We start from the raw sequence: 21141 nt of genomic DNA, 5'->3' as shown, positions 1-21141 counted from the left end.
ACCCGCCCCGCTCCGGTCGTGCGGATCTGCGCACCGAATTAGCCTGTGACCATGTCCATCGCGCGCACGCCGCAGCCGCCCTACACAGCAGTCATCTTCACGTCGCTGCGCACCGACGGCGACAACGGCTACGACGTGATGTCGGAGCGGATGAATCGGCTCGCCGCCGAGCAGCCGGGCTTCCTCGGCATCGAATCGGCGCGCGACAGTCTCGGTGTCACGGTCTCGTATTGGTCGAGCGACGAGGCCGCCGCCGCCTGGAAGCAGGTGAGCGAGCACGTGATCGCGCAGGAGCGCGGGCGATCGGTCTGGTACGCGGACTATCAGGTTCGCGTCGCGACCGTGACGCGCTCCTATGGCGCCACGGGGTCGCGCTGACCTGGCGGCGCTACTTGAGGCCGACCTGATCGGCGGCGTACTCCGCCTGAGCTTCGGCGAACTTGTTGCCGTAAGCAGACGTGAGTTGCTGGATGAGGCTACTGCGCGAGAACCCCATTCCCGAGGCCATGTAACCCTTTGCCGCGTCGACAGCTCGGCGCAACCATCGAGGCGTATTGCCCGGCGCGAGCGCCGAACCCCAGACTGAGCGCATGACGAGCTCGCCCGCCGCGCCGCCCGCGCCGTCCGCGTGGGCTCCGCTCGCGCGGCCCACCTTCAGGTCGCTGTGGCTCGCGCAGCTCGGCAGCAACGTCGGCGTGTGGATGCAGAACGTCGGCGCGCAGTGGTTCCTCGTCGAACAGGCGCACTCGTCGGCGCTCGTAGCGTGGGTGCAGACGGCCAGCCTTCTGCCGACGCTGCTGCTGTCACTGCTCGCCGGGGTCTTCGCCGACCAGTACGACCGCCGCATCCTGCTCGTCGTCACGAATGGCGCGGCGACCGTGATCGCCGGCGTGCTCACGATCCTCGGATACGCGGGCGCGCTCTCGCCGTGGGGCCTTCTCGTGTTCACCTTCCTTCTCGGCTGCGCGAGCGCGCTGACCGGGCCGGCGTGGCAGGCGATCCAGCCCGAGCTCGTGCCGCGTTCCGAGCTGGCCTCGGCGAGCGCGCTCGGCAGCGTCACGGTGAACGCGGCCCGCGCGATCGGACCGGCGATCGCAGGCTTTCTCGTCGCATTGACCGGTCCGTCGCTCGTCTTCCTGCTCAACGCGATCTCGTTCGTGCTCGTCATCGTCGCGCTGCTTGCGTGGCGCCGCGAGACGTCACCCGCTGGGACCGGTCGGGAGCGACTCGGGCCGGCGCTCGTCGCCGGGCTGCGCTACGTCGCGAACGGGCCGATCGTGCGACGCATCCTGCTGCGCTCGGCGCTGTTCGCGCTGCCGGGAAGCGCGCTGTGGGCATTGCTCCCCGAGGCGGCGCAAGCCCCGCTCGGTCTCAACGCCTCCGGCTACGGCCTGCTGCTCGCCGTGCTCGGCGCCGGTGCGCTCGTCGGGGTCGCGCTCATGCCGGTGATCCGTCGCAGGCTGCCCTCGGGGGTGACGCTCGCCGGCTCGGCGCTCGTGTTCGGGCTCGGGTCGCTCTCGGTCGTGATCTGGCCGCTCGCGGCCGTGCTTCCGTTGCTGCTTCTTGCTGGAATCGCGTGGATCGCCACCTTGACGACCCTCAACGCGAACATGCAGCTGACGCTCCCCGCTTGGGTGCGAGCTCGCGGCATGGCCGCATACCTGCTCGTGTTCATGGGCACGCAGGCGATCGGATCCTTCCTGTGGGGTGCCGTGTCCGCATGGATCGGCACCGGGCCGACGCTGATCGCGGCGGCCGCACTTCTGGCCCTGACCGCGGCATCGGTGCCGCTCTGGCCGCTGCCTGCCGAGGTGGGAACGCTCGATCGCTCGATCGTCGCCATGTGCCTGCCGACGCCGGCCCTCGTCTTCGACCCCGAGCCCGAGGACGGCCCCGTGCTCGTGGTGCGCACCTACGCGGTACCGCCGGAGAACGCCGGGGCGTTCGCGTCGGCGATGCGCCTGGTCGAGCAGACACAGCGCCGCACGGGCGCGACGAGCTGGCGGCTGTACCGCAGCGGCGAGCACGCCGGCGAGTATCGAGAAGAGTTCACGGTGAGGTCGTGGTCCGAGTTCCAACGGCAGACGACGGAGCGGTGGACCGGCTACGACCGGGAACGCTGGGACGCCGCGGTGGCGCTCGCCGCAACCCCGCCGGCAGAGGAGCACTTCTTCGCCTCGCCGAGTCGGTAGCCGGCGTTGATGTCCCCCGCTAGGGGGTGGTTTACCGGCGGGGTCTGAGGTATGACTTGGCTCGTGTCTTCTTGGGGTGTGTTGTCACGTCGTACTTCCGTTCTCATCGTCTCGGCCGCATTGGTAGCCGCCGGATCGGTGGCGATAACCGTTCCAGCCTCGGCTGCGACGAAGCCATCGGTATCGCGCACCTACGGCTCTGACCGGTACGCGACGGCGGTCGCGATCGCGAAGTCCGGGTACTCGCACGGCGCGCCGGTGGTATTTCTCGCCTCGGGTGCGAACTTCCCGGATGCGCTGTCGGCCGGTCCCGCTGCGGCGAAGCTGGGCGGCCCGCTGCTGTTGACGCAGCCGGGCAGCTTGCCGTCCAACGTCGCCACCGAGCTCAAATCGCTCAAGCCGACGAAGGTGTACGTCGCGGGCGGGCCGGATGCTGTCAAGGCATCCGTTCTGACGGCGGCCAAGCGCGCGGTACCGGCCGCAACGATAACGCGTCTGTCGGGCAGCGACCGGTATGCGACCGCTCGCGCGGTGATCTCCAAGGCGTTCACGACCGCGCCGAAGGCCTACCTCGCCACCGGCACCGGATTCGCCGACGCGCTCTCCGCCGCAGCGGCAGCCGGTTCCGCAGGCGACCCCGTGGTGCTCGTGCACGGAACGGCGAAGTCGCTGGACTCCGCGACGCTGGCCACGCTCAGCCGGCTCAAGGTCTCGAACATCATGATCGCCGGCGGCTCGGACGCGATCTCCTCGGGCATCTACTCCCAGCTCTACGCGAGATACGGCGCGTCCCACGTCGTCCGAGAAGGCGGCGCCGATCGGTACGCGACCTCGGCCCTGATCGGGAAGAGCCAGTTCAAGTCCGCATCGACGGCATACTTCGCCTCGGGCGCGCAGTTCCCTGACGCGCTATCGGCCTCCGCGGTCGCCGGGCCGCATCATGCGCCGCTGTTCACGGTGCAGCCCGGATGCGTTCCCTCCGAGACCGCCAGCGCGGTCTCGCAACTCGGCGTCTCGCACGTCGTGCTCGTCGGCGGCCCGAACGCCCTGTCGTCCAATGTCGCGGCCCTCGGCACCTGCTCGTCGGGGAGCGCCGGTCACACCATCCAGAACACCAGCTCAACCTACGCGATCCAGTCGAGCATGACCCTGACCGGCTCGGGGCAGGGCTTCCACGCCAAGATCGAGCTGGTCACCGCGTCGGCCGCCGTGACCTTCGGCATCCAGTACGACGCGAAGGCGGCGGCGCCTTATACCGGGAAGCCGGCGTTCCTCATTGAGAACATCTCCAACGCCAGCGGCGAGTCGGGTAACAGTTACGGCCATACCGGCGCGGCCTCGGTCGGCAAGGCGTACCAGGTGCTTCTGACGCTGCAGTCGAACGGCTCGGGCACCGTCTACGTCAACGGGAAGCAGGTCGGTACCTTCACCAACAAGAACCTGGCGAATAAGACCGTGTACGCCCGTGTTCAGGCGGTCGGCAAGCAGGACGGCGACCGGGCCGACGCGTCGTTCGCGAACACTCTCGTGAAAGAGAAGGGGTCGGTGCACTCGGCGCAGACCAGCGCGGTGTACCCGAACCACTTCACGACCAATACTGCGGTGGGCAAGACGACGAACCCGATCACCATCAGCGGCACCGTGAGCGGTTTCTCCGGCACCTGGAGCACCGCTAACCCGGAGGGCGTCACCGTTCAGTTCCAGTGAGCGAAGCCCGGTGAGGCGGCTCGGCCGCGAGCCGTCTCACCGGGACACGGCGTCGCGCAACCATTCGCGTGCTCGCTCCATCAGCTCGATGACGACCGGCGCCTCCGGAGCGAGACTCTCGAAGCCGTGCGGGGCACCGGGAACCACCTCCAGCACGACCGGCACGCCGGACTCTCGCAGGCGGGCAGCGTAATCGGCGTCCTCGTCATAGAAGAGGTCGAGATCACCGACTCCGATCCACGTCGGCGGCAGCCCGGCGAGGTCGGTGCGCCTGGCCGGGACCGCCGCGTGCGGAACGTCTGGCGCCCCTGGCACGGCCACCCCGCGCAAAACAGCGCTCCAGCCGAAGCGATTCGCGGCGTTGTTCCAGACGAAGTGGTCGATCTGATCGAGTTCCTGGCGGGCCGCGGTGCGGTCATCGAGCATCGGGTACAGGAGCCACTGCGCGACGGGCCCCACCCCGCCGGAATCGCGCAGCTCGTTCACCAGGCACGCGGCCAGCCCGGCGCCCGCGCTCGCGCCGCCGACGGCGACCCGCGTCGCATCGACGCTCAAGGCGGCGGCGTTGTGCACGAGCCAGTCCCACACGGCCCGGCAGTCCTCCTGCGGTGCCGGGAACGGGTGCTCGGGTGCGAGGCGATAATCGACGGATGCGACGACGATGCCCAGTTCGGCGGCGAGGTGTGCGCACAGGCGATCGTCCTGACGCGGTGCGCCGATGACCATGCCGCCGCCGTGCACCCAGACCAGCGCCGCGCCCGAGCCGTGCTGCGGGGTATAGAGCCGCACGCGCGCCGTTCCCGCTGCGACGTCGGAGATCCGGACGCCCGGAACGCGCGCCGGGCGCAGCAGGTGCCGTGTCGCGAAGCGGATCAGTCCGCGGACGACGCGATTGCGCGCATCGACCGTCGGCGCGCGCCGCACCGGCTCGCGTAGTTCCGGGTGGACCCGTTCGAGTTCCATGTTCACCTCTTCAACCGCAGCGCAGAGCGCGGTGCGCTCCTACGACGTCGGCCCGGCCCCGTCCACCGCGCGTTCGACGGCGGCGGCGAATTCCAGAACCCGTCGGTCCATTCCGCCGGGGAATGGGGCTCGGCGCACGGTGTAGGCGAGAACGGTCTGCCGGGCCGGGTCGGCGAACGCCATCGCGCCGCCCGCGCCGTCATGACCGAAGGCACGATACGAGCCGAAGGGCACGGCAGGCACCGGCTTCTGGAACACGACGCCATGGCTGCGGTAGGGCTGGTCGAGGACAAGGTCGTAGCCGAGCACCTGCGGCTGCGCGAACTCGGCCAGCGTCTCGGACGTGATTCCAGATGCAGCATCACCGAATCCTGCCGCCCACTGGTAGACGGCGGCGAGCCCCCGCGCCGAGGCCACTCCCCCCGAGGCGGGCTGGCCGAAGGCGCGGCCCTGTTTCGAGGGTGCGACGGCCGGGTCGAAGGCGAACGCCTGGGCCAGGTACGGCCCACGCGGCGCAGTGAACAGGGGGCCGAACTCGGCGAGCTGCTCGGCGGTGGGATCCGCCATCGGCAGGAGCTCCACGACGCGGTCCTCGAGTTCGTCCGGAAGGCCGAGAAAAGCATCAGCGGATGCGGGGCGCCTCACCTCCTGCTCGTAGAACTCCTGCAGCGGCATGCCGGTGACCCGGAAGCACAACTCGCTCATCAGCGAGCCGAGGGTCATGGCGTGGTAGCCGAACCCGGCCCCCGGGCGCCATAGCGGGCGCTGGCGAGCCAGCAGGTCTGCCGCCCGATGGTGGTCGAGCCAGGCATCCGTCGGAATCGCTTCGTCGGTCCCCGGAAGTCCGGCCTGGTGCGACAGCAGTTGCCGCACGGTCACCGCCTGCTTGCCGGCCGCCCCGAACTCGGGCCAGTAGTGCGCAACCGTCGCGTCCAGATCGAGCCGGCCCTGGTCGACGAGCAGCGCGAGGGCGATCGCGGCGAGGCCCTTGCTCGCTGAGAAGACCGTCATCATCGCATCCGCCCCGATGCCCGAGGCGAGATCCACCACGCGCTCTCCGCGTACGTAGACGACGAGCTGGGCGTCGTACTCGCCGGCCGCGTCAGCAGTGGCGGCGAAGAGTTCGGCGACGGCCTCGTACCCGGGAGCCGTTGAATCCTGGGTGAGGGTCATCGCTCTCTTCCATTTCGTGGCTGTGCCGTGCTTGCTGCGGCGTTCGAATGCAGGAACGCCCCGATCTGCGCGGCGATGATGCGGGCTCCACGCGTGTTCATGTGGGCGAAGTCGGTGTGCAGCACGAATCCGTTCCTGCGGGAGATCGTGTCCCAGCTGCGCCTGAACAGGTAGTGGTCGCGAAGAGCGCGACCCATGTGGCGGCGGCTGCCGTCGAAGACCGGCGGCGCGAAATCAGCGGGGATCTGCGCCGCCATCGCGTCGTACAGGGGAATGACCGGGGTGCCCGTCGCGTCGCCCACCGTGCGGACGATGTCGTTGTAGCGCCGCACTCGCTCGTTCACGACGCCGTCGAGCTCTTCCGTGAACGGCGGCAGTTCGAGCAGGGCGAGCCGTGCCGAGGTCTCAGCGCGCAGGCGCTTCACGATCTCCGTCAGAGTAGCCTCGTACCACTCGATGGTCGGGCGCTGCGGAGCGTGCTTGGCCTTGAGGTACCACTGGGTCCACTCTTCGCTGATGTGTGCGGCCGCGTCGTTCGCCCCGCAGGCGATGACGACGACGTCGGGGCGGCAGGCGATGACGTCATCGAGTCGCTGGAGGACGTTGTAGGCGAGGTCGCCGCTGATCCCGGCGTTGACGAACGCGTAGCCGTCAGGGCCGAATTCCCGCTCGAGGTACGGCACATACGGAGCGCTCATCACGCCGTCGGTGAGGCTGTCGCCGAGGCACACGACGACGTGGCCGGCGGTCGCCGCTTCCCGTCGGCGCCGCGCGCGCAGGTAGGCCTTCGTTCGCATCGCTCGTGCTCCGGTCTCAGAGGGCGGCGAGTTCGTCGACCGTCGACGCCGCGACGAAGTGGCGGTCGTGAGGCGCGATCTCCCGCGTGCCGCCGCTGGTCTCGAGCGCACCACGAAGACGGATGTCGTCGGACGAGGAGCCGACGAGAACGCCGACGGCTCCCTCCTCCACGACGAAGTGGCGATCGACGTCGAGGTAGCCGAGAAGGGCGAGCGGCACCGTGAAGCGGATCGTGGCGCTCTGGCCGGGCTCGAGTCGAACGCGACGGAACGCGACGAGCTGCTGTGCGGGCCTCGTCATGCCGGTGGCTCGGGCGGCGAAGTACAGCTGAACCACCTCGTCGCCGAGGACGGAGCCGGTGTTGCGCACCGTCACCCCGACCTCGACGCTTTCCGCACCGGTGCTCACCGGCGCGTCGGGCAGCTCGAGCTTCGAGTACTCGAAGGTCGTGTACCCGATTCCATGCCCGAACGGGAACAGCGGCGTGCCGGGGACGTCGAGGTAGTGCAGATTGGTGTTCGTCTCACTCTTGCGATAGCCGCTGCCGTTGTGCTGACCTGCGTAGAGCGGCAGCTGCCCCGAGTGGCGCGGGATCGAGTACGGAAGCTTGCCGCCGGGGTTCACGTCGCCGAACAGCGCCGCGGCGACGGCCTGGCTCGCCCGCTGGCCGCCGTAGTAGGCCCAGAGCACGGCCGGGATCTTCTCCGCGACCTCGGTGATCGAGAATTGCCGCCCCGTGCTCACGACCGCGACGGCCGGCACGCCGGACTGTGCGACCAGCTCGACGAGGGCGTTCTGGTTGCCCGGCAGACTCACGTCGGCGGTGTCGCTTCCCTCGCCCTCGGTGAGCGCGTTGCCGAACCAGCCCGGCCGGCCGCCGAGCGCGAGGATGACGACGTCAGCGCCCTCAACAGCCGCAGCGACCGCCGCGAAGTCCGTCGGCTCGGAGTCGAGCACGCCGGTCGACACGGCGGCGATTCGCGCGTCGGGCGCGAGCTGCTGCACCGCCTCGGCGAGCGAGATGGACCCGTATTCGCGTCGCGCGAAGTCGTCGGGTGCGGTGGTGAGCAGCGGCATGAGCTCGCCCATGAGCGCGGCCGCGGCCTCCGGCCCGATCATCTCGCTGGCCGCCTCGATGCCCGCCATGTTCGCCCCCTGCCCCTGCATCATCGCGCGCATCATGTTCACGCTCGCGGGGTAGGTGTACGCGGGGAAGGCGAAGTCGATGTCCGTCGCGTGCGGCCCGACGATGGCGATCTTGCCGAGCGTGCGCGAGAGGGGAAGGACTCCGTCGTTCGTGAGCAGGGTCAGCGACTCCGCCGCAAGGTTCAGTGAGAGCTCCTCGCTCTGCGCGGCGGTCGCCTCGAGCACGACAGCCCCTTCGTCGACGAAGGGGTCGTCGAACAGCCCCAGCTGATACTTGTCGGCCAGCACCCGGCGCACCGCCTCGTCGATCAGCTCGAGCGGGACCTCGCCGCGCGCTGCCGCCGCGCGGAACTCGGGCCCGTAGCCGTACGGAACCGGCAGCTCGACGTCGAGACCGCCGCGGAGCGAGAGGATGCCCGCCTCAACGGCGTCGCGGGCGACGAGCTGAATGTCGACGAGGTTCTTCACCGCGGCGTAGTCGGAGATGACCGTGCCGTCGAAACCCAGCTGCTCGCGCAGCACCGTGCGCAGCACATGCGCCGACGCGACGATCGGAATGCCGTCGTACTCGGAGTACGAGTTCATGACCGACCCCAGGCCCGCCTCGCGGATCGCGGCCTCGAACGGCCGCGCGTAGACCTCGTAGAGCTCACGCTCGGAGATGCGCGTCACCGCGGTGTTCTGCCCGGCCTCACCCGCTCCGTAGCCGAGGAAGTGCTTCGCAGTCGCGATCACCCCGTGCCGCAGGTCGTCGCCCTGCATGCCCCGGGTGAACGCCACCGACATCGCCGAGACGAGATACGGGTCCTCGCCATAGGTCTCGTGCATGCGCCCCCAGCGAGCGTCGCGCGCCACGTCCATGACAGGCGACAATGACTGGCGGATGCCGATGGCGCGCAGCTGTTCGCGCACCAGCGCGGCCATCTCGCCGACCGCGTCCGGGTTCCACGTGGCCGCGAGGCCGATGGCGGTCGGGAAGATCGGGTGGTACGGCAGCACTGCGCCGTTGAGCGCCTCGTTGTGGATGATGGCCGGGATCCCGAGTCGCGTGTGGTCGCGCAGGAAGCGCTGGATGCGGTTCGCGTTCTGCGCGATGACCTGCGGCGTCTGATGCCCGAGCGCCGGCACCCCGGCGATGTGGCCGATGCCCTCAGCGATGCTGCGACTCATCGCCGCGTCGTCGGGCCCGGCGGCGCCGAGCACGCTCGTCGACATCACCCCGACCATCTGCTGGATCTTCTCGTCGAGCGTCATGCGAGCAAGCAGCTCATCGGCGGACTCGAGAGCGGCGGCCCGGGAGGGGGTGGGGGACATCGATGGCTCCATTGCTCGTGGTGGCGAATCTCGCGCCGGGGGCGCGCAGCACCTGCTGCCGGTCGAGGCAGAAAAGGCGGTGCTTTCGAAGCGTATTCTTTCACGGTCGTGAATTCAATTCTTCATCAGAACGACTACATTCGTGATCAGAGCGGATCGCGGAAGGCGGTGCCCATGCCTGTGCCCGAGACCACTGGGCCGTCACGCCGAGCGCCGCGCCGCGGCCGCGGGCAGAGCGCCGGCCTCGACCGCACCCGCATCGCCGCCGCCGCCCACGGGCTGTCGCCTCGCGAGCTCACGATGCAGGCCGTGGCGCAGCGCCTCGGCGTCGACCGCAGCGCGCTGCACTACCACGTGCCCGACCGGGCGGCCCTGCTCGAGCTCGTCGCCGAGCACACCTTCGCGACCTACCTCAGCCCGACCCGGATCGCCCCCGGAACCGACTGGCGCGAGGGCTGCCTGGTCCTGGCCCGCGCCACTCGTGACAGCGTGCTCGCCACCGGCCAGTTCGCGTCCTTCTTGCGGCTCTCGTCGCCCGCCGGCGCCGACACGCTCGGGCCGGCCGAGGCCGTGCTCGGCAAGATGCGCGCCGCCGGTTTCGACCTCGAGTCGGCGGCCAAGGCGCTGTACGCCCTGAGCGGTCTCGCCATCGCTCTCGCGCAGGGCCAGCTCGCCGCGGCCACGGGCGAGCATCCGCAGATCCCTGAGACGCGACGCGCTCTCGCCGCGAGCACCACGCACCGGCATCCGCTGCTCGAGAAGGTCTTCGAGTCGAGCGATACCCACTTCTTCGACGACGAGGGCTTCGACGCCAGCATCCGTATCTTCACCGACGGGCTCGCCGCGCAACTCGCGCACGGCGGCAGCCGCACGATCCCCGTGCCCGCGCCAACGCTGCGCTGGCCGGAACGGCTGGGCGAGAGCGGTGGAGGCGCGCCGGGCACACGGGCTCGCGGCGCATACGCAGCCGGCCGGGCGCGGCGCGAGCAGATCGTGCAGGAGGCGTCCCGGCTGTTCGCGGAACGCGGCTTCGAGGGCGTCACCACCCAGGCCATAGCGGATGCCTGCGGCATCACGCGGGCGGGCGTCCTGCACCACTTCCCCGACAAGGAGAGCATCCTCGCCGCCGTTCTCGCCGTCTCGCTGGGCGGCCCGGAGGACGAGCGGCGCGCGGCGCCGTACCTGAGCGCGCCCGACGGCATCGGCCCGCTGCACGGGATCGTGGAGCTCTCCGATCGCGAGCGCACGAGTCCCGGGCTCACCGCGATGGTGATCCGGCTCGCGGTCGAGGCCACGGACCCCGCCCACCCGGCGCACGACTACTTCCTCGGGCGCTACCGCGAGATCTACGGCGGCATGGCCGAGGTGTTCCGGCTCGCCGCGCGGGCCCGGTACGTGCGCGAAGACACCGATCCGGAGCGGGCGGCGGTTCGTCTCAACGCCCTGATCGACGGGCTGCAGCTGCAGTGGCTGCTCGACAACCCCGTCGACGTGTCGTCGCACGTGCGGGACTACGTGCTGGAACTGCTCACGCCGGCCGGCGTCGAGGCGTTCCTGGCGGCCGAACGCAGCCGCGAGCTGCGCGATCTCTCCTCGTCTTGACAAAAGCTACGCCGACGGAGATATTGAACTCCGAACACCATCGTTGACGTAGGTGTTCGGCGCGCCGCACTCCCCCACCCGCGGTCGCCCCCAGGACAAGGAAGTTCAGGAGTTCCCGCATGGCCAGCACAGCAGTCGCCCCCGTGGCTGCACCTCCGCGCACCCCGCGCGGATATCTGCCGACAGTCACCCTGTCGGCCTTCGGCATCTATCTCGCGATCTTCGCCCCCACGGTCGGCGGTCTCTCCGTACGCATTCAGCATCTTGTCGGCCTCGACCGCGCCCCGCTCGAACTCGGCATCGTGTCAGGCGTCAGCTCGGCCGTCGCCCTCGTCGTCCAGCCGCTGGCCGGGCGCCTGTCCGACCGCACGATGTCCAGATGGGGCATGCGGCGGCCGTGGCTGCTCGTCGGGATCCTCGGCATGGTGGTGTTCATCGTCGGCGCAGGCATCGCCCCGAACATCCCGCTCATCATCGTGTCGATGTCGCTGGCGAGCTTCTTCAGCAACCTCGCCTTCGCCGCGCAGTCGGCGACTCTCGCCGATCAGGTTCCCGAGGAGAAGCGCGGCGGTGCCTCCGGTCTGCTCGGTGCGGCCACTCCCCTCGGCATCCTGGTCGCCTCGATCCTGCTGTCGATCCTGCCCACCGACCTGCTGCGGTTCGGTGTCCCGGCGCTCATCGGCCTCGTGTTGGGGCTCATCTTCACGTTCGTGCTCCGCGACAAGGTCCGCAGCGCCCGGCCCGAGGAGTCGCTCAGCGCTCGCCAGATCCTGCTCTCGTTCGTGTTCAACCCGCGCCGCCACCCCGACTTCGGCTGGGCGTGGCTCAGCAAGATGTTCGTGCTCATCGGTTACGGCGCCGTCACCGGCTATCTGACGCTGTACCTCGGCACCGCGTTCGGCATGAACACGACCCAGCAGCTCGCCTTCAACGCGACGGCGAACATCATCGCGATCGGTGCGCTGATGATCGTGAGCGTGATCGGCGGATTCGTCTCCGACCGGCTGGGCCGCAAGAAGGCGTTCGTGCTCATCGGCGGCCTGATGATCGCGCTCGGCGTCGTCATCGTCGCGCTGGCGCCGTTCGTCGGCCGGGCCGGCGGCCTCGGCCTGATCCTCTGCGGCGAGGCCGTCATCGGCATCGGGGCCGGACTGTTCTTCGCCGTCGACCAAGCCCTGTGCATCGCCGCGCTCCCCAACAAGGACGACATCGCCAAGGACCTCGGCGTGCTGAACTTCGCAAACACGCTGCCGAGCACTCTCTCGCCCTTCCTCGCCGGTGTCGTCGTCATTCCACTGGGCAACCTGCTGTTCCCCGGTGGCGGCTACACCGTGTGGTTCATCGTCTCGGCGGCCTTCGCGGTGGCCGGCGCGATCGCCGTGCTGCGCATCCGCTCGGTGCGGTAGGCGCATGAGCTCACGCGTGCCCTCCCTCACCGCCTTCGGCAACCGCATGCTCGGGCGGGCCATCCTGCCGCAGCAGCGCATGCGCGCCTCACAGTTCGAGGCACTGCCCCGCCCTGCCGCCGACGTGGTGTTCCTCGGCGACAGCATCACCGAGTACGGCCTGTGGAACGAGTGGTTCCCCCGGCTCGCGGTCGTCAACCGTGGCATCGCCGGCGACACCTCGGGCGGCGTGCTGCAACGGATGCACACCGCGGTGGGAACGCAGCGCGTGGTGTCGCTGCTCATCGGCACGAACGATCTCGCGATCGGCGTCACCCCCGAGAAGATCGCCGAGAACGTCGCGGCGATCATCGCACGCATCACGGCAGGCAATGAGACCAGGGTCGTGCTCAACAGCGTCATGCCTCGGGCGCGTTCGTACCGCCGGCCGGTCCGTGAGCTGAACACCGTGCTGAGTCGCGTCGCCGCCGATTCGGGAGTGACCTTCCTCGACCTCTGGCCTGCGCTTGCCGGTCCAGACGGAGCCATCCGCTCGGAGTTCAGCGGCGACCGCCTGCACCTCACCGGCGCCGGCTATCGCGCCTGGCTCGAGCGGCTGCGCCCGCACATCGAGGCCGCGGAGTAGACCTTTCGGTCGTCAGTAGGCGCCGAGGTCCTTCCACGGTCCGTTCGAGCCACCGGGTGCCTGATCGCGCGTGTAGTACTGCGCCTTGTAGAGGTGCCCCTTGTAGGCCACGGTCTCTCCGCCGTTGTAGATCCACGAGGCCGTCCAGCTGTCGAACGTGCCCTGGCTGGTCACGACGGGGGCGCCGATCTGCTCCCACGGACCGTTCGGGTCGCCGGGGGTCTGGTCACGGGTGTAGTAGGAGGCCTTGTAGAGCGCACCGCCGTAGGCGACGGTCTCTCCGCCGTTGTAGATCCACGACGCGGTCCAGGCAGCCGCGGTGCCCTGCGCGGTCACTGTCGGCGCGCCGACCTCCTCCCACGGACCGTTCGGGTCGCCGGGCTTCTGGTTCTGCGTCCAGTACGCCGAGACGTAGAGCTTGCCCTGATAGAAGACCTTCGTGCCCGCCGTCGCGTAAGCCATCGACGCCGACCACGTCGGCGCGGCCTGCACCCACGTTGCGACGTAGCTGCGATCACCGGTCGCTCCCGCGGGGATCGTCACGGTCGTGGTCGGGCCGGTCAGCCCCGTGCCCGTCCAGCCGGCGAAGGTGTAGGCGTACCGCGTGGGGTTCGTGAGCGTGATCGGCTCGTCCGTGACGGTGTAGGTGGCCGGGTTGGAGCCGCTCAGAGTGCCTCCGCCGAGGTCATAGCTCAGCTGATAGGTCACCAGGTTCCACACCGCGTACAGCGTGACCGTGGCTCCCCCGGTCTGAGTCAGCTCAGACACCGACTGCTGGTCGCTGTAGACCACTCCGCCGCCGGCGGTCGTCGCCCACCCGGCGAAGGTGTAGCCGGTGCGGGTGAACCGGTCGGCGGTCAGCTGCTGCGCCGTACCGTAGGTGAACGACTGGTCGGGCGTCGCGCCCGAGCCCCCGTTGGCGTCGAAGTGCACCGTGTACGTGATCGGCGCCCACACCGCGTAGAGGGTCACTGTGGCGCCCGCATCGGAGGAGAGGTTCTTGACCGTCGCGCCGTCCGCGTACGCCACCGGACCGCTCGGGCTGGTCGCCCAGCCCTGGAACGCGTAGCCGGCGAGAGTGAACCCGTTGTCGGTGAGCGCCGCCGGCGCGTCGTAGATCAGCGTCTCGGGCGCCGCCGCGCCGCTTCCACCGTTCGCATCGAAGGCGACCGAATAGGTGTTCGGCGCGAACGTCGCCTCGGCGCTCACGGCGCCTGAGTCCGGCATCACGAACGAGTACACCCCGTCGGATTCCTGCTCGATGTCGAGGCCGGCCGGGGAGACGGGGGCCCACGTGTCGAAGTGGTAGCCGGTCGCCGGGGTCTCATCGAGCTCGACGCTCGCGCCGGGCAGAGCCGTGGTCGGCGTCGCCGACGCGGTGCCGTGCCCGTCGTCCGTCACCGAGATCGCGGTCGGGACCGTGATCGACACCGTCGCATTCGCGCTCGCGTCGAACCCGGAGGAGTCCGTGGCGGTCACAACGACGGGGTAGGTGCCGGTCACTGCGTCGTTCACCTGCGACAGGTCGATCGACACGGTGCCCACTCCCCCGGTCGACGGTTCCAGCGCGTCGAGCACGGCCGACGGGTCCAGGGACTGGCCGGCGCTCAACGTGAAGGCAGCGGATGTCTCGCCCAGCGCGATCGTGATGACCGGGACGACCTCGACAGCGATGCTCACCGGATCCGAGGTGTATCCGTCCGACGGGTCCGTCGCGGTCACCTGCGCGGTGTACGTGCCGGCCGTCGTGAAGTCCACGTCGCTGTCATCGACCGCAAGGGTCGCGCCATCGGTCGCTGACGCGCCGACCGCGGCCAGCAGGTCGCTCCCGCTCGGGGCGCTCGTACCGACCTGGTAGGCGACCGTGTTCGTCGTCACGGTGACGGTCGGCGCCGGCTGTGCCGCCGTCGGCGCGCCGATGCGGAACGTCGTCACGACGGCGGCATGGTCGCTCGTCCACGCGTTGCCCGCCGTGTCATTCGCCTCGGGCCAGCCGGCCACCAGCGTGTTGGACCCCAGCACGGCGAGCTCACTGCCCGCCGAGTACACGTAGTCGACCCGTTCCTGCGGGACGCTCGTGTCGAAGAGAGACCACGTGTCACCGGCATCCGTCGTCGGGTCCGGGTTGGCCGCCCGGAAGGTGTCGGTCAGACCGGCCGCCGTGAACTGGTCGGGCACGGGCCAGTCGACCGCGCCCACGCCGCAGTTCTCCGACGCCGTCGCGGCCGTCCAGTCGGCCGCCGACGGGGACTGCAGGTCGCCAAGCAGGATCACCGGCGTCGCATCCGCGGTCTGCACATCGCTCGTGACCTCGGCTGCGACGGCCTGGGCCTGCGCATAACGCTGGGTCGACTTCTCGGCAGACACCAGGGCCGAGGCATCCGTCACACCATTGGTGCACGCGTTCGCCGGACCGTAGCCGGACCCGTCGAGCGAGGTGTCCCAGACCCGCACCGCATCACCCAGCACGTTCGCGGTGACGCCCACGGCGGGTGCTGTGCTCGTCGCATCCACTACTCCGGAACTCGACAGCGGATAGGCGGAGACGATGCCGACGCCCTGCGCGCCCTCATAGTCGTACCAGCCGAGCCCCTGGGCCAGCTGCTGAGCGACCGTTCCCCCGTCCTGCTGAACGCCGATCACGTCGAGACCGTTGTTCGCGATGACGGTGAGGTCCTTGAGCAGGGAGTCGTCGACGTTGGCGCCCGCACCCCAGAGGTTCCAGGTCGCCGTGGCGAGCTGCGGCGCGTCGTCGGCGCCGAGGACCGGCACCTCGACGGTCAGACTCGAGGTGGTCGAGCCGTCGGTCGCCTTCACGGTGATCGAACCGGGGTGCTGCGGCACGCTCGCCGGGGCCGTTCCGGTGACGACGCCGTTCGAGCCGACGCTGAGCCACGAGTCACCCGAGACCTTCGTGTAGGACGTCGGCGTCGAGCCGTTCCACAGACCGCTGACCGGCTGCGACACGGTGTCACCCACACGCGTCTGCGGTGCGTGCAGGGTGTCGGTGATGAATCCGCTCGGCACTGTCGTGCCGATGCTCGTTCCCGTCGTCGTGTCGCTGTCGCTCGGCAAGGTCGTGCTGGCCGGCTTGGTGGCGTTGTAGTCGTTCTGGATCTGCGCCGCGCTGATCGCCGAGTTGTAGAAATCGAAGTCGTCGACCCACGCGTCGTCGTTGTAGGTGTACGAGCCCGAACCGTTCTGGCCGATCGTGAACGGGTCGCCCGAGACGAGGTTCGACGAGCTCGTCAGCGCACCGGCCGCGCTCGTGGCCACCGCAGTGCCGTCGAGGTACCAGGTCACCGTCTCGGTCGAACGGTTCACGACGCCCGCCACCTGATGCCAGGCGCTGTCGATCTGCGTCCCTCCGAGGGCTTGGTACTCCTTCGTGCCGCCCACGGTCTGGCCGAAGCAGGCCTGCAGCACACCGGCACTGATGTTGTAGAGGCCGAGCCCCGCGAGGTTGCAGGTGCCCCCGTCGATGTTCGTGAAGACCCACGCGTCGCCGGTGTTCGATTCCTGACCGAGCCAGAACACGAACGAGAAGCTGCCCGAGCCGTCGGTCTTGCCGTTGAGCAGGGGAAGCTGCACGAAGTTGGCGCCGTCGCTCACACGGATCGCCTTGCCGGTGCCGCCGAGACCGGTGCCGTACTGCGGAGTTCCCGTCCACGTTCCGTTGTCGGAGTTGCCCGACGAGTCCGTGACGACCCCGTTCTTGTCCTTGTCGAAGTCGTACGAGACCAGTGGCGCGACCGTGTCGCCGCTGGCCCGGTAGCGGTTCCAGACGGCGTAGAGGGTGACGGTCGCACCGTCGGTCGACGAGAGCCCGTTCACGGTCTGGCCGTCGGTGTACGTCGCCGAGCCCGTCGGCGTCGTCGACCAGCCCTCGAATGCGTACCCGGCACGGGTGTAGCCGTTGGTGGTCAGCGCCTGCGCCTTGCCGGCGGTGAAGCTCTCGGACGCGGTGGAGCCGCCGTCGGCGCCGTTCCCGTTGAAGGCGACCGTGTAGTGGGCGGGATCGGGGTTGGTGGCCACGAAGTCCGCATCGACCTGAGAGGCCGGAATCGCAGCGTCGAAGAAGTTGAAGTCGTCGATGTAGGCGTCGACGAAGCCGTCGTTGGCCGTGTCCTTGCCGGACCCGTCGGCGCCGACCGCGAACGCGAATCCGCTCTTCAGCGTGAACGCGCTGCTGAGGGAGGTGCTCTGCGCGGTCTGCACACCGTCGAGGTAGGTCGTCATCGTTCCGGCCGTGCGGTCGACGACGACGGCCACGTGGTGCCACGTGTTCCTCACATCGCTCGTACTGACGTTCGCGAGATAGTTCTGCGACGTCGACGTGCCGTTCTGGCCGTAACAGGCCCGCAGCGTTCCCGGGCTGCCCGCCGTGTTGTAGAGCGTGGTGCCCTGGTCATAGCAGTGGGTGAAGTTCTGGTTCGAGACGATCGGCGAGTCGGAGCTCGAGGAGAGCTCGTCCATCCAGAACTCGTACGAGAAGCTCGACGAGGCATCCGTCTGCCCGGCCACCAGTGGCAGCTTGAAGAAGTTGACGCCGCTCGTGCTGCCGCTCGGGGAGTTCACGTAGGCGGCCTTTCCGGACACGCCTGTGGCGTACGAGGGCGTGCCCGACCAGGTGCCGTCGTTGCCCGAACCCGAGTCGTCGGAGACCGTCGTGCCCGAGTCGCCGTCGAAGTTGTACGCGACGACCGGTGATATCGGGTCCGTCGGATCGAAGGTCAGGTCGTTCTTCAGCGTGAAGTTCGCCTCTACGGTGACCGGCACGCCCGGGTCGGTGAAGGTGCCGTCCGGGTTGATGGTCAGCGTCGAGGGCGAGACGACGGTCCAGCCGCTGAACGAGTAGCCGGCCGCAGGCTTCGACGTGAGCGTCACCGTGGCACCGGCGGTGGGTGCAAGCGGAGTCGAGGTCGCCGTTCCGTGGCCATTGGTCGTCGTGGTCACCGCGAAGTGGGTCGCCGGGGTGGTCGCCGCATAGTCCGCCGCGACCTGCGAGGCGGGAATGGCCGCGTCATAGAAGCTGAAGTCGTCGACGTAGGCATTGACGTAGCCGTCGCCGCTGTCGGTCGTCGTGCCCGATTCGCCGCCGAGGTTGAAGGCGTAGCCGCTGTCGAGGTTGAACGCCGAGCTGAGCTCGCCGGCGGTGCTCGCCGAGGTCTGCACGCCGTCGAGGTAGAAGGTGACCGTGCCGGCCGTACGGTCGTACACGGCTGACACGTAGTGCCACGTGTTCTTGACGCTGCTCGCGCTCACGCCCTTCTGGTAATGCTGCGTCGTCGATGTGCCGTTCTGGCCGAAGCAGCCCTGCAGGATGCCCGAGCTCGACGTGTTGTACAGCGTCGCGCCCGGGTCATAGCAGTGCACGAAGTTCTGGTTGGAGAAGACCGGCGAATCCGACGTGCTCGAGAGCTCGTCGAGCCAGAACTCGTACGAGAAGCTCGACGAGGCATCCGTCTGGCCCGTCACCAGCGGCAGCTTCACGTAGTTCGCGCCGGCGCTCACCGAGATCGCACGGCCGGAGACGCCCGCGACATACGAAGGCGTGCCCGCCCAGGTGCCGTTGTTGCCCGACCCCGACGAGTCGGTCACGGACGACCCCGAGTCGCTGTCGAAGTTGTACGAGACGACCGGTGTGATCGCATCCTGCTGCGCGAACGTCGGATCGGCGGACGCCGGCTGACCGAGCCCTACGACGAGACCCGTCGCCAGCAGGGCTGCGGAGACGACGAAGGCGAGCACGCCGCGCCGAAGCGGACGGCTGGGGCCGCTGAGGCGGCGTGCGCGGCGGATCGAGGGGGGCTGCACGGCCATGGGCTTCTCCAGGTGAGGGGGTCGAGAGGCGCGAAAAAGGGGGTGGGGGTGGGAGTCAGGGCTCGGGTCGTCAGGCGGTGAGCTGAGCGACGCGGCCGGCGTAGCGGTGCTTCCAGCCCGTGCCGGTGTCCGCGGCGAGCGCGACGTCGTAATAGCCCTCGGAAGTCGGCCACGTCACGGTCTTCGTCTGACCCGGGGCGACCCAGATCGTCTGAGTGCCGCCGACGTAGTCATTCGCGGTGAGCGTGTACTCGACCTGCTGCAGGCCGTCGTTGTGCAGGGCGATCTCGACCGTCGGCGTGCTGCCCGCGACGAGGTCGACATCGACACGCGGCACTCCGGCGTTGTTCTGCCCCGCCGGCAACAGCGTGCCCGCGTGGGACCGCACGAATCCGTCGGGCCCGTAGACCGAGAAGGCGTACTGGCCGTCGGTCTGCGTCGCGTCCCACACGTAGTCGTAGGGGTTCGCGGCCGAGACCGTGTGCGGGGAGTTCGCGAACGGCAGGTACTTGTCCGGGAACGCCTGGAGGCTCACGGCCTTGCCCGTCGGGCCGCCGACCAGGCTGAGCGCGGCGGTCACCTTGCCGTTGACGCGGTCTTCGGAGAACGTGCCGTGCGGGTGGAACGACAGTGGTCGGTGGCTGAAGGTGCCGCCGTCCCACTTGTCGGCCGCAGGCACCTGGGTGCTGATCGTGCCGCCCGCGCGGGCGATCTGCACGAGGGCCTCGGTGTCGGGCAAGGAGGGTGTGTCGACCACGGGGTGCGCGAAGTCGATCGCGCTGGTCAGGTCGCCGCTGATGGCGCGGCGCCAGTCGGTGATGACCGTGCTCGTCGCGGGGGTGCCGAGCGAGGCGGTCCACGTCTCGAGGAACCGGATGATGGACGTGTGGTCGAACGTCTCGCTGTTGACCCAGCCACCGCGGGTCCACGGCGACACCAGGATGCCCGGCACACGCGCCCCATACCCGATCGGAGTGCTGCCGGAGTACTCGCCCGCCGTCCCGGCCTCGGGGTACGGCGGCAGGACGTGGTCGAAGTACCCGTCATTCTCGTCGAAGGTCATGATGAGCAGGGTGCTCTTCCACAGGTCCTCGTTGCTCTGCAGCGTCTCGATGACCTTGTTGCTGAAGTGCGCGCCGTGCTCGGGGTTGGCCGAGGGGTGCTCGCACCACCCGTAGGGGGCGACGATCCATGAGACTTGCGGCAGCGGGTATTCGGCCTCGGGCTGGCACGCGGCGATGAAGTCCTGCAGCACTGAGGTCAGGTTGTCGTCGCTGTCGTTGTTGGGCGTCGCGGTCGTCGTTCCGGGCTCGTAGGTCGTCGCGTACGGCGCCGAGCCGGCCCGCCAGACGAGGCCCGTGCCCGGCGCGTTCTTGACCGGATCGGCGCGGTTGGCCGTGTCAGCGGACGACGTGCCCGAGGTGGTGAAGGTCGAGAATCCGCGGATGGGGTTGTCGGTGTAGTCGCCGACCCAGCTGCTGCCGTTGTTCGAGTTGTCGACGTAGATGCGCCACGACACGCCCGCCGCCTGCAGCGCCTCCGGATAGGTCTGCCAGGTGCGGTTGCCGTTGGACTCGCCGCCGTTGTCGGTCACGCCGTTCGACGTGCCCGTCCAGTGGTACAGGCGGTTCGGGGTCGTCGGCCCCATGATCGAGCAGTGCCAGTTGTCGCAGATCGTGTACGCGCTCGCGAGGGAGTACTGCCAGGGCAGTTCCTCGCCGGTGACGTAGTTCATCGTGGCCGACCCCTTGGCGGCGACCCAGTTGTTGTACTTGCCCGAGTTCCACGCGGCAAGGCCGCCGGAATAGGAGTGGTCGAGACCGGTGGTGGTGCCCGCGACCGTCGTCACGCGGGTCGGGGTGTAGGTCGAGCTGCCGCTCGGCTGCGAGAACACGTTGGTGCCGTTCGGGAACTTCAGGGCCTGCTTGTCGCTGAAGCCACGCACGCCGGGCAGTGAGCCGTAGTAGTGGTCGAAGGCGCGGTTCTCCTGCACCAGGACCACGACGTGCTTGAGGTCCGAGATGTCGCCCTTGAATCCCTCGGGCAGCACGTAATTGGCGTCCTTGGCGCCGACGGGCGCGGGGGCCGAGCCGGAGCCGGCCGCCCATGCCGCGGCGCCGCCGCCGATCGCCACAGCCGCGCCGCCGATGAGGCCCATCGCCTTGAGCATGCCGCGACGCGACAGGCCTGACCGCAGGATCTCGTCGGGGACCGTCTGCTTGCGCTCATACGGATCGGGCGTGAACTCGGTGGGCTCGCTTGACATCGAGGCTCCTTCGGTCTGGTGTTGCTGGGCCGAGAGTCAGATCACTGGCAGAGGGCAAACGGAAAGTGAACTGGGTGGCTCGAAACGGCTGAACGTCGTTCCAACGCCGATGTTGGACGGCCGAAC

The 21141-nt window shown here is 69.2% G+C and carries 13 protein-coding genes; 6 read left to right on the top strand and 7 right to left on the bottom strand.

Annotation, left to right across the window (positions count from 1 at the left end):
* Positions 1-51: 51 nt before the first annotated feature.
* Entirely contained in the window at positions 52-378 is a 327-nt protein-coding gene (locus tag ACFOYW_RS06355; protein ID WP_390227953.1) for an antibiotic biosynthesis monooxygenase family protein, read from the top strand.
* A gap of 10 nt (positions 379-388) precedes the next feature.
* Here ACFOYW_RS06355 and ACFOYW_RS06350 read toward each other — a convergent pair whose 3' ends face one another.
* Positions 389-592, bottom strand: a complete 204-nt coding sequence (locus ACFOYW_RS06350; RefSeq protein WP_390227952.1) for an Ltp family lipoprotein — start codon at positions 590-592, stop codon at positions 389-391.
* Here ACFOYW_RS06350 and ACFOYW_RS06345 point away from each other — a divergent pair.
* Entirely contained in the window at positions 591-2192 is a 1602-nt protein-coding gene (locus ACFOYW_RS06345; protein WP_390227950.1) for an MFS transporter, read from the top strand. The genes ACFOYW_RS06350 and ACFOYW_RS06345 overlap by 2 nt on opposite strands.
* 138 nt (positions 2193-2330) lie before the next feature.
* Positions 2331-3899 (top strand): cell wall-binding repeat-containing protein, encoded by a 1569-nt coding sequence (locus ACFOYW_RS06340; RefSeq protein ID WP_390227949.1) that lies wholly within the window; start codon positions 2331-2333, stop codon positions 3897-3899.
* A gap of 36 nt (positions 3900-3935) precedes the next feature.
* On the opposite strand, the gene ACFOYW_RS06335 is transcribed toward ACFOYW_RS06340, so the two are convergent.
* From ACFOYW_RS06335 to ACFOYW_RS06320, 4 genes are read right to left on the bottom strand one after another with little or no spacing between them, the layout of a single operon-like run.
* Complete coding sequence (locus ACFOYW_RS06335; RefSeq protein WP_390227948.1) at positions 3936-4862, bottom strand: alpha/beta hydrolase; 927 nt, start codon at positions 4860-4862, stop codon at positions 3936-3938.
* Positions 4863-4901: 39 nt separating this feature from the next.
* Positions 4902-6035, bottom strand: coding sequence for a serine hydrolase domain-containing protein (locus ACFOYW_RS06330; protein ID WP_390227947.1), 1134 nt, complete (start codon positions 6033-6035; stop codon positions 4902-4904).
* Positions 6032-6832: an SGNH/GDSL hydrolase family protein gene (locus tag ACFOYW_RS06325; RefSeq protein ID WP_390227946.1), complete on the bottom strand. Its 801-nt coding sequence runs from the start codon at positions 6830-6832 to the stop codon at positions 6032-6034. Before ACFOYW_RS06325 ends, ACFOYW_RS06330 begins: the two co-directional genes overlap by 4 nt.
* A 16-nt stretch (positions 6833-6848) precedes the next feature.
* Positions 6849-9293 carry a beta-glucosidase family protein gene (locus tag ACFOYW_RS06320; RefSeq protein WP_390227945.1) on the bottom strand — a complete coding sequence of 815 codons (2445 nt, stop codon included), beginning with the start codon at positions 9291-9293 and terminating at the stop codon, positions 6849-6851.
* Between the two features lie 174 nt (positions 9294-9467).
* On the opposite strand from ACFOYW_RS06320, the gene ACFOYW_RS06315 reads away from it, so the two are divergent.
* From ACFOYW_RS06315 to ACFOYW_RS06305, 3 genes are all read left to right on the top strand, one after another.
* Positions 9468-10895 carry a TetR family transcriptional regulator gene (locus tag ACFOYW_RS06315; protein WP_390227944.1) on the top strand — a complete coding sequence of 476 codons (1428 nt, stop codon included), beginning with the start codon at positions 9468-9470 and terminating at the stop codon, positions 10893-10895.
* Positions 10896-11014: 119 nt separating this feature from the next.
* Positions 11015-12301, top strand: coding sequence for an MFS transporter (locus tag ACFOYW_RS06310; protein WP_390227943.1), 1287 nt, complete (start codon positions 11015-11017; stop codon positions 12299-12301).
* Positions 12302-12305: 4 nt separating this feature from the next.
* Entirely contained in the window at positions 12306-12926 is a 621-nt protein-coding gene (locus ACFOYW_RS06305; RefSeq protein WP_390227942.1) for a GDSL-type esterase/lipase family protein, read from the top strand.
* Between the two features lie 12 nt (positions 12927-12938).
* Here the strand turns inward: ACFOYW_RS06305 and ACFOYW_RS06300 are convergent, their stop codons facing one another.
* Positions 12939-18749, bottom strand: coding sequence for an InlB B-repeat-containing protein (locus ACFOYW_RS06300; RefSeq protein ID WP_390227941.1), 5811 nt, complete (start codon positions 18747-18749; stop codon positions 12939-12941).
* A gap of 70 nt (positions 18750-18819) precedes the next feature.
* On the bottom strand, positions 18820-21015 hold the full coding sequence (locus ACFOYW_RS06295) for an alkaline phosphatase family protein (protein ID WP_390227940.1): 2196 nt from the start codon (positions 21013-21015) through the stop codon (positions 18820-18822).
* Positions 21016-21141: the final 126 nt, after the last annotated feature.

The organism is Gryllotalpicola reticulitermitis (assembly GCF_042651345.1).
Lineage (GTDB): Bacteria > Actinomycetota > Actinomycetes > Actinomycetales > Microbacteriaceae > Gryllotalpicola > Gryllotalpicola reticulitermitis.
This window is presented reverse-complemented; position numbering and strand designations above follow the sequence as displayed.

What these genes read in the sequence shown, in the direction of transcription:
- ACFOYW_RS06335 (WP_390227948.1), bottom strand. Translation starts at nt 4,862, where the DNA reads ATGGAACTCGAACGGGTCCACCCGGAACTACGCGAGCCGGTGCGGCGC.
- ACFOYW_RS06350 (WP_390227952.1), bottom strand. Translation starts at nt 592, where the DNA reads ATGCGCTCAGTCTGGGGTTCGGCGCTCGCGCCGGGCAATACGCCTCGA.
- ACFOYW_RS06295 (WP_390227940.1), bottom strand. Translation starts at nt 21,015, where the DNA reads ATGTCAAGCGAGCCCACCGAGTTCACGCCCGATCCGTATGAGCGCAAG.
- ACFOYW_RS06325 (WP_390227946.1), bottom strand. Translation starts at nt 6,832, where the DNA reads ATGCGAACGAAGGCCTACCTGCGCGCGCGGCGCCGACGGGAAGCGGCG.
- ACFOYW_RS06330 (WP_390227947.1), bottom strand. Translation starts at nt 6,035, where the DNA reads ATGACCCTCACCCAGGATTCAACGGCTCCCGGGTACGAGGCCGTCGCC.
- ACFOYW_RS06355 (WP_390227953.1), top strand. Translation starts at nt 52, where the DNA reads ATGTCCATCGCGCGCACGCCGCAGCCGCCCTACACAGCAGTCATCTTC.
- ACFOYW_RS06320 (WP_390227945.1), bottom strand. Translation starts at nt 9,293, where the DNA reads ATGTCCCCCACCCCCTCCCGGGCCGCCGCTCTCGAGTCCGCCGATGAG.
- ACFOYW_RS06345 (WP_390227950.1), top strand. Translation starts at nt 591, where the DNA reads ATGACGAGCTCGCCCGCCGCGCCGCCCGCGCCGTCCGCGTGGGCTCCG.
- ACFOYW_RS06305 (WP_390227942.1), top strand. Translation starts at nt 12,306, where the DNA reads ATGAGCTCACGCGTGCCCTCCCTCACCGCCTTCGGCAACCGCATGCTC.
- ACFOYW_RS06315 (WP_390227944.1), top strand. Translation starts at nt 9,468, where the DNA reads ATGCCTGTGCCCGAGACCACTGGGCCGTCACGCCGAGCGCCGCGCCGC.
- ACFOYW_RS06300 (WP_390227941.1), bottom strand. Translation starts at nt 18,749, where the DNA reads ATGGCCGTGCAGCCCCCCTCGATCCGCCGCGCACGCCGCCTCAGCGGC.
- ACFOYW_RS06310 (WP_390227943.1), top strand. Translation starts at nt 11,015, where the DNA reads ATGGCCAGCACAGCAGTCGCCCCCGTGGCTGCACCTCCGCGCACCCCG.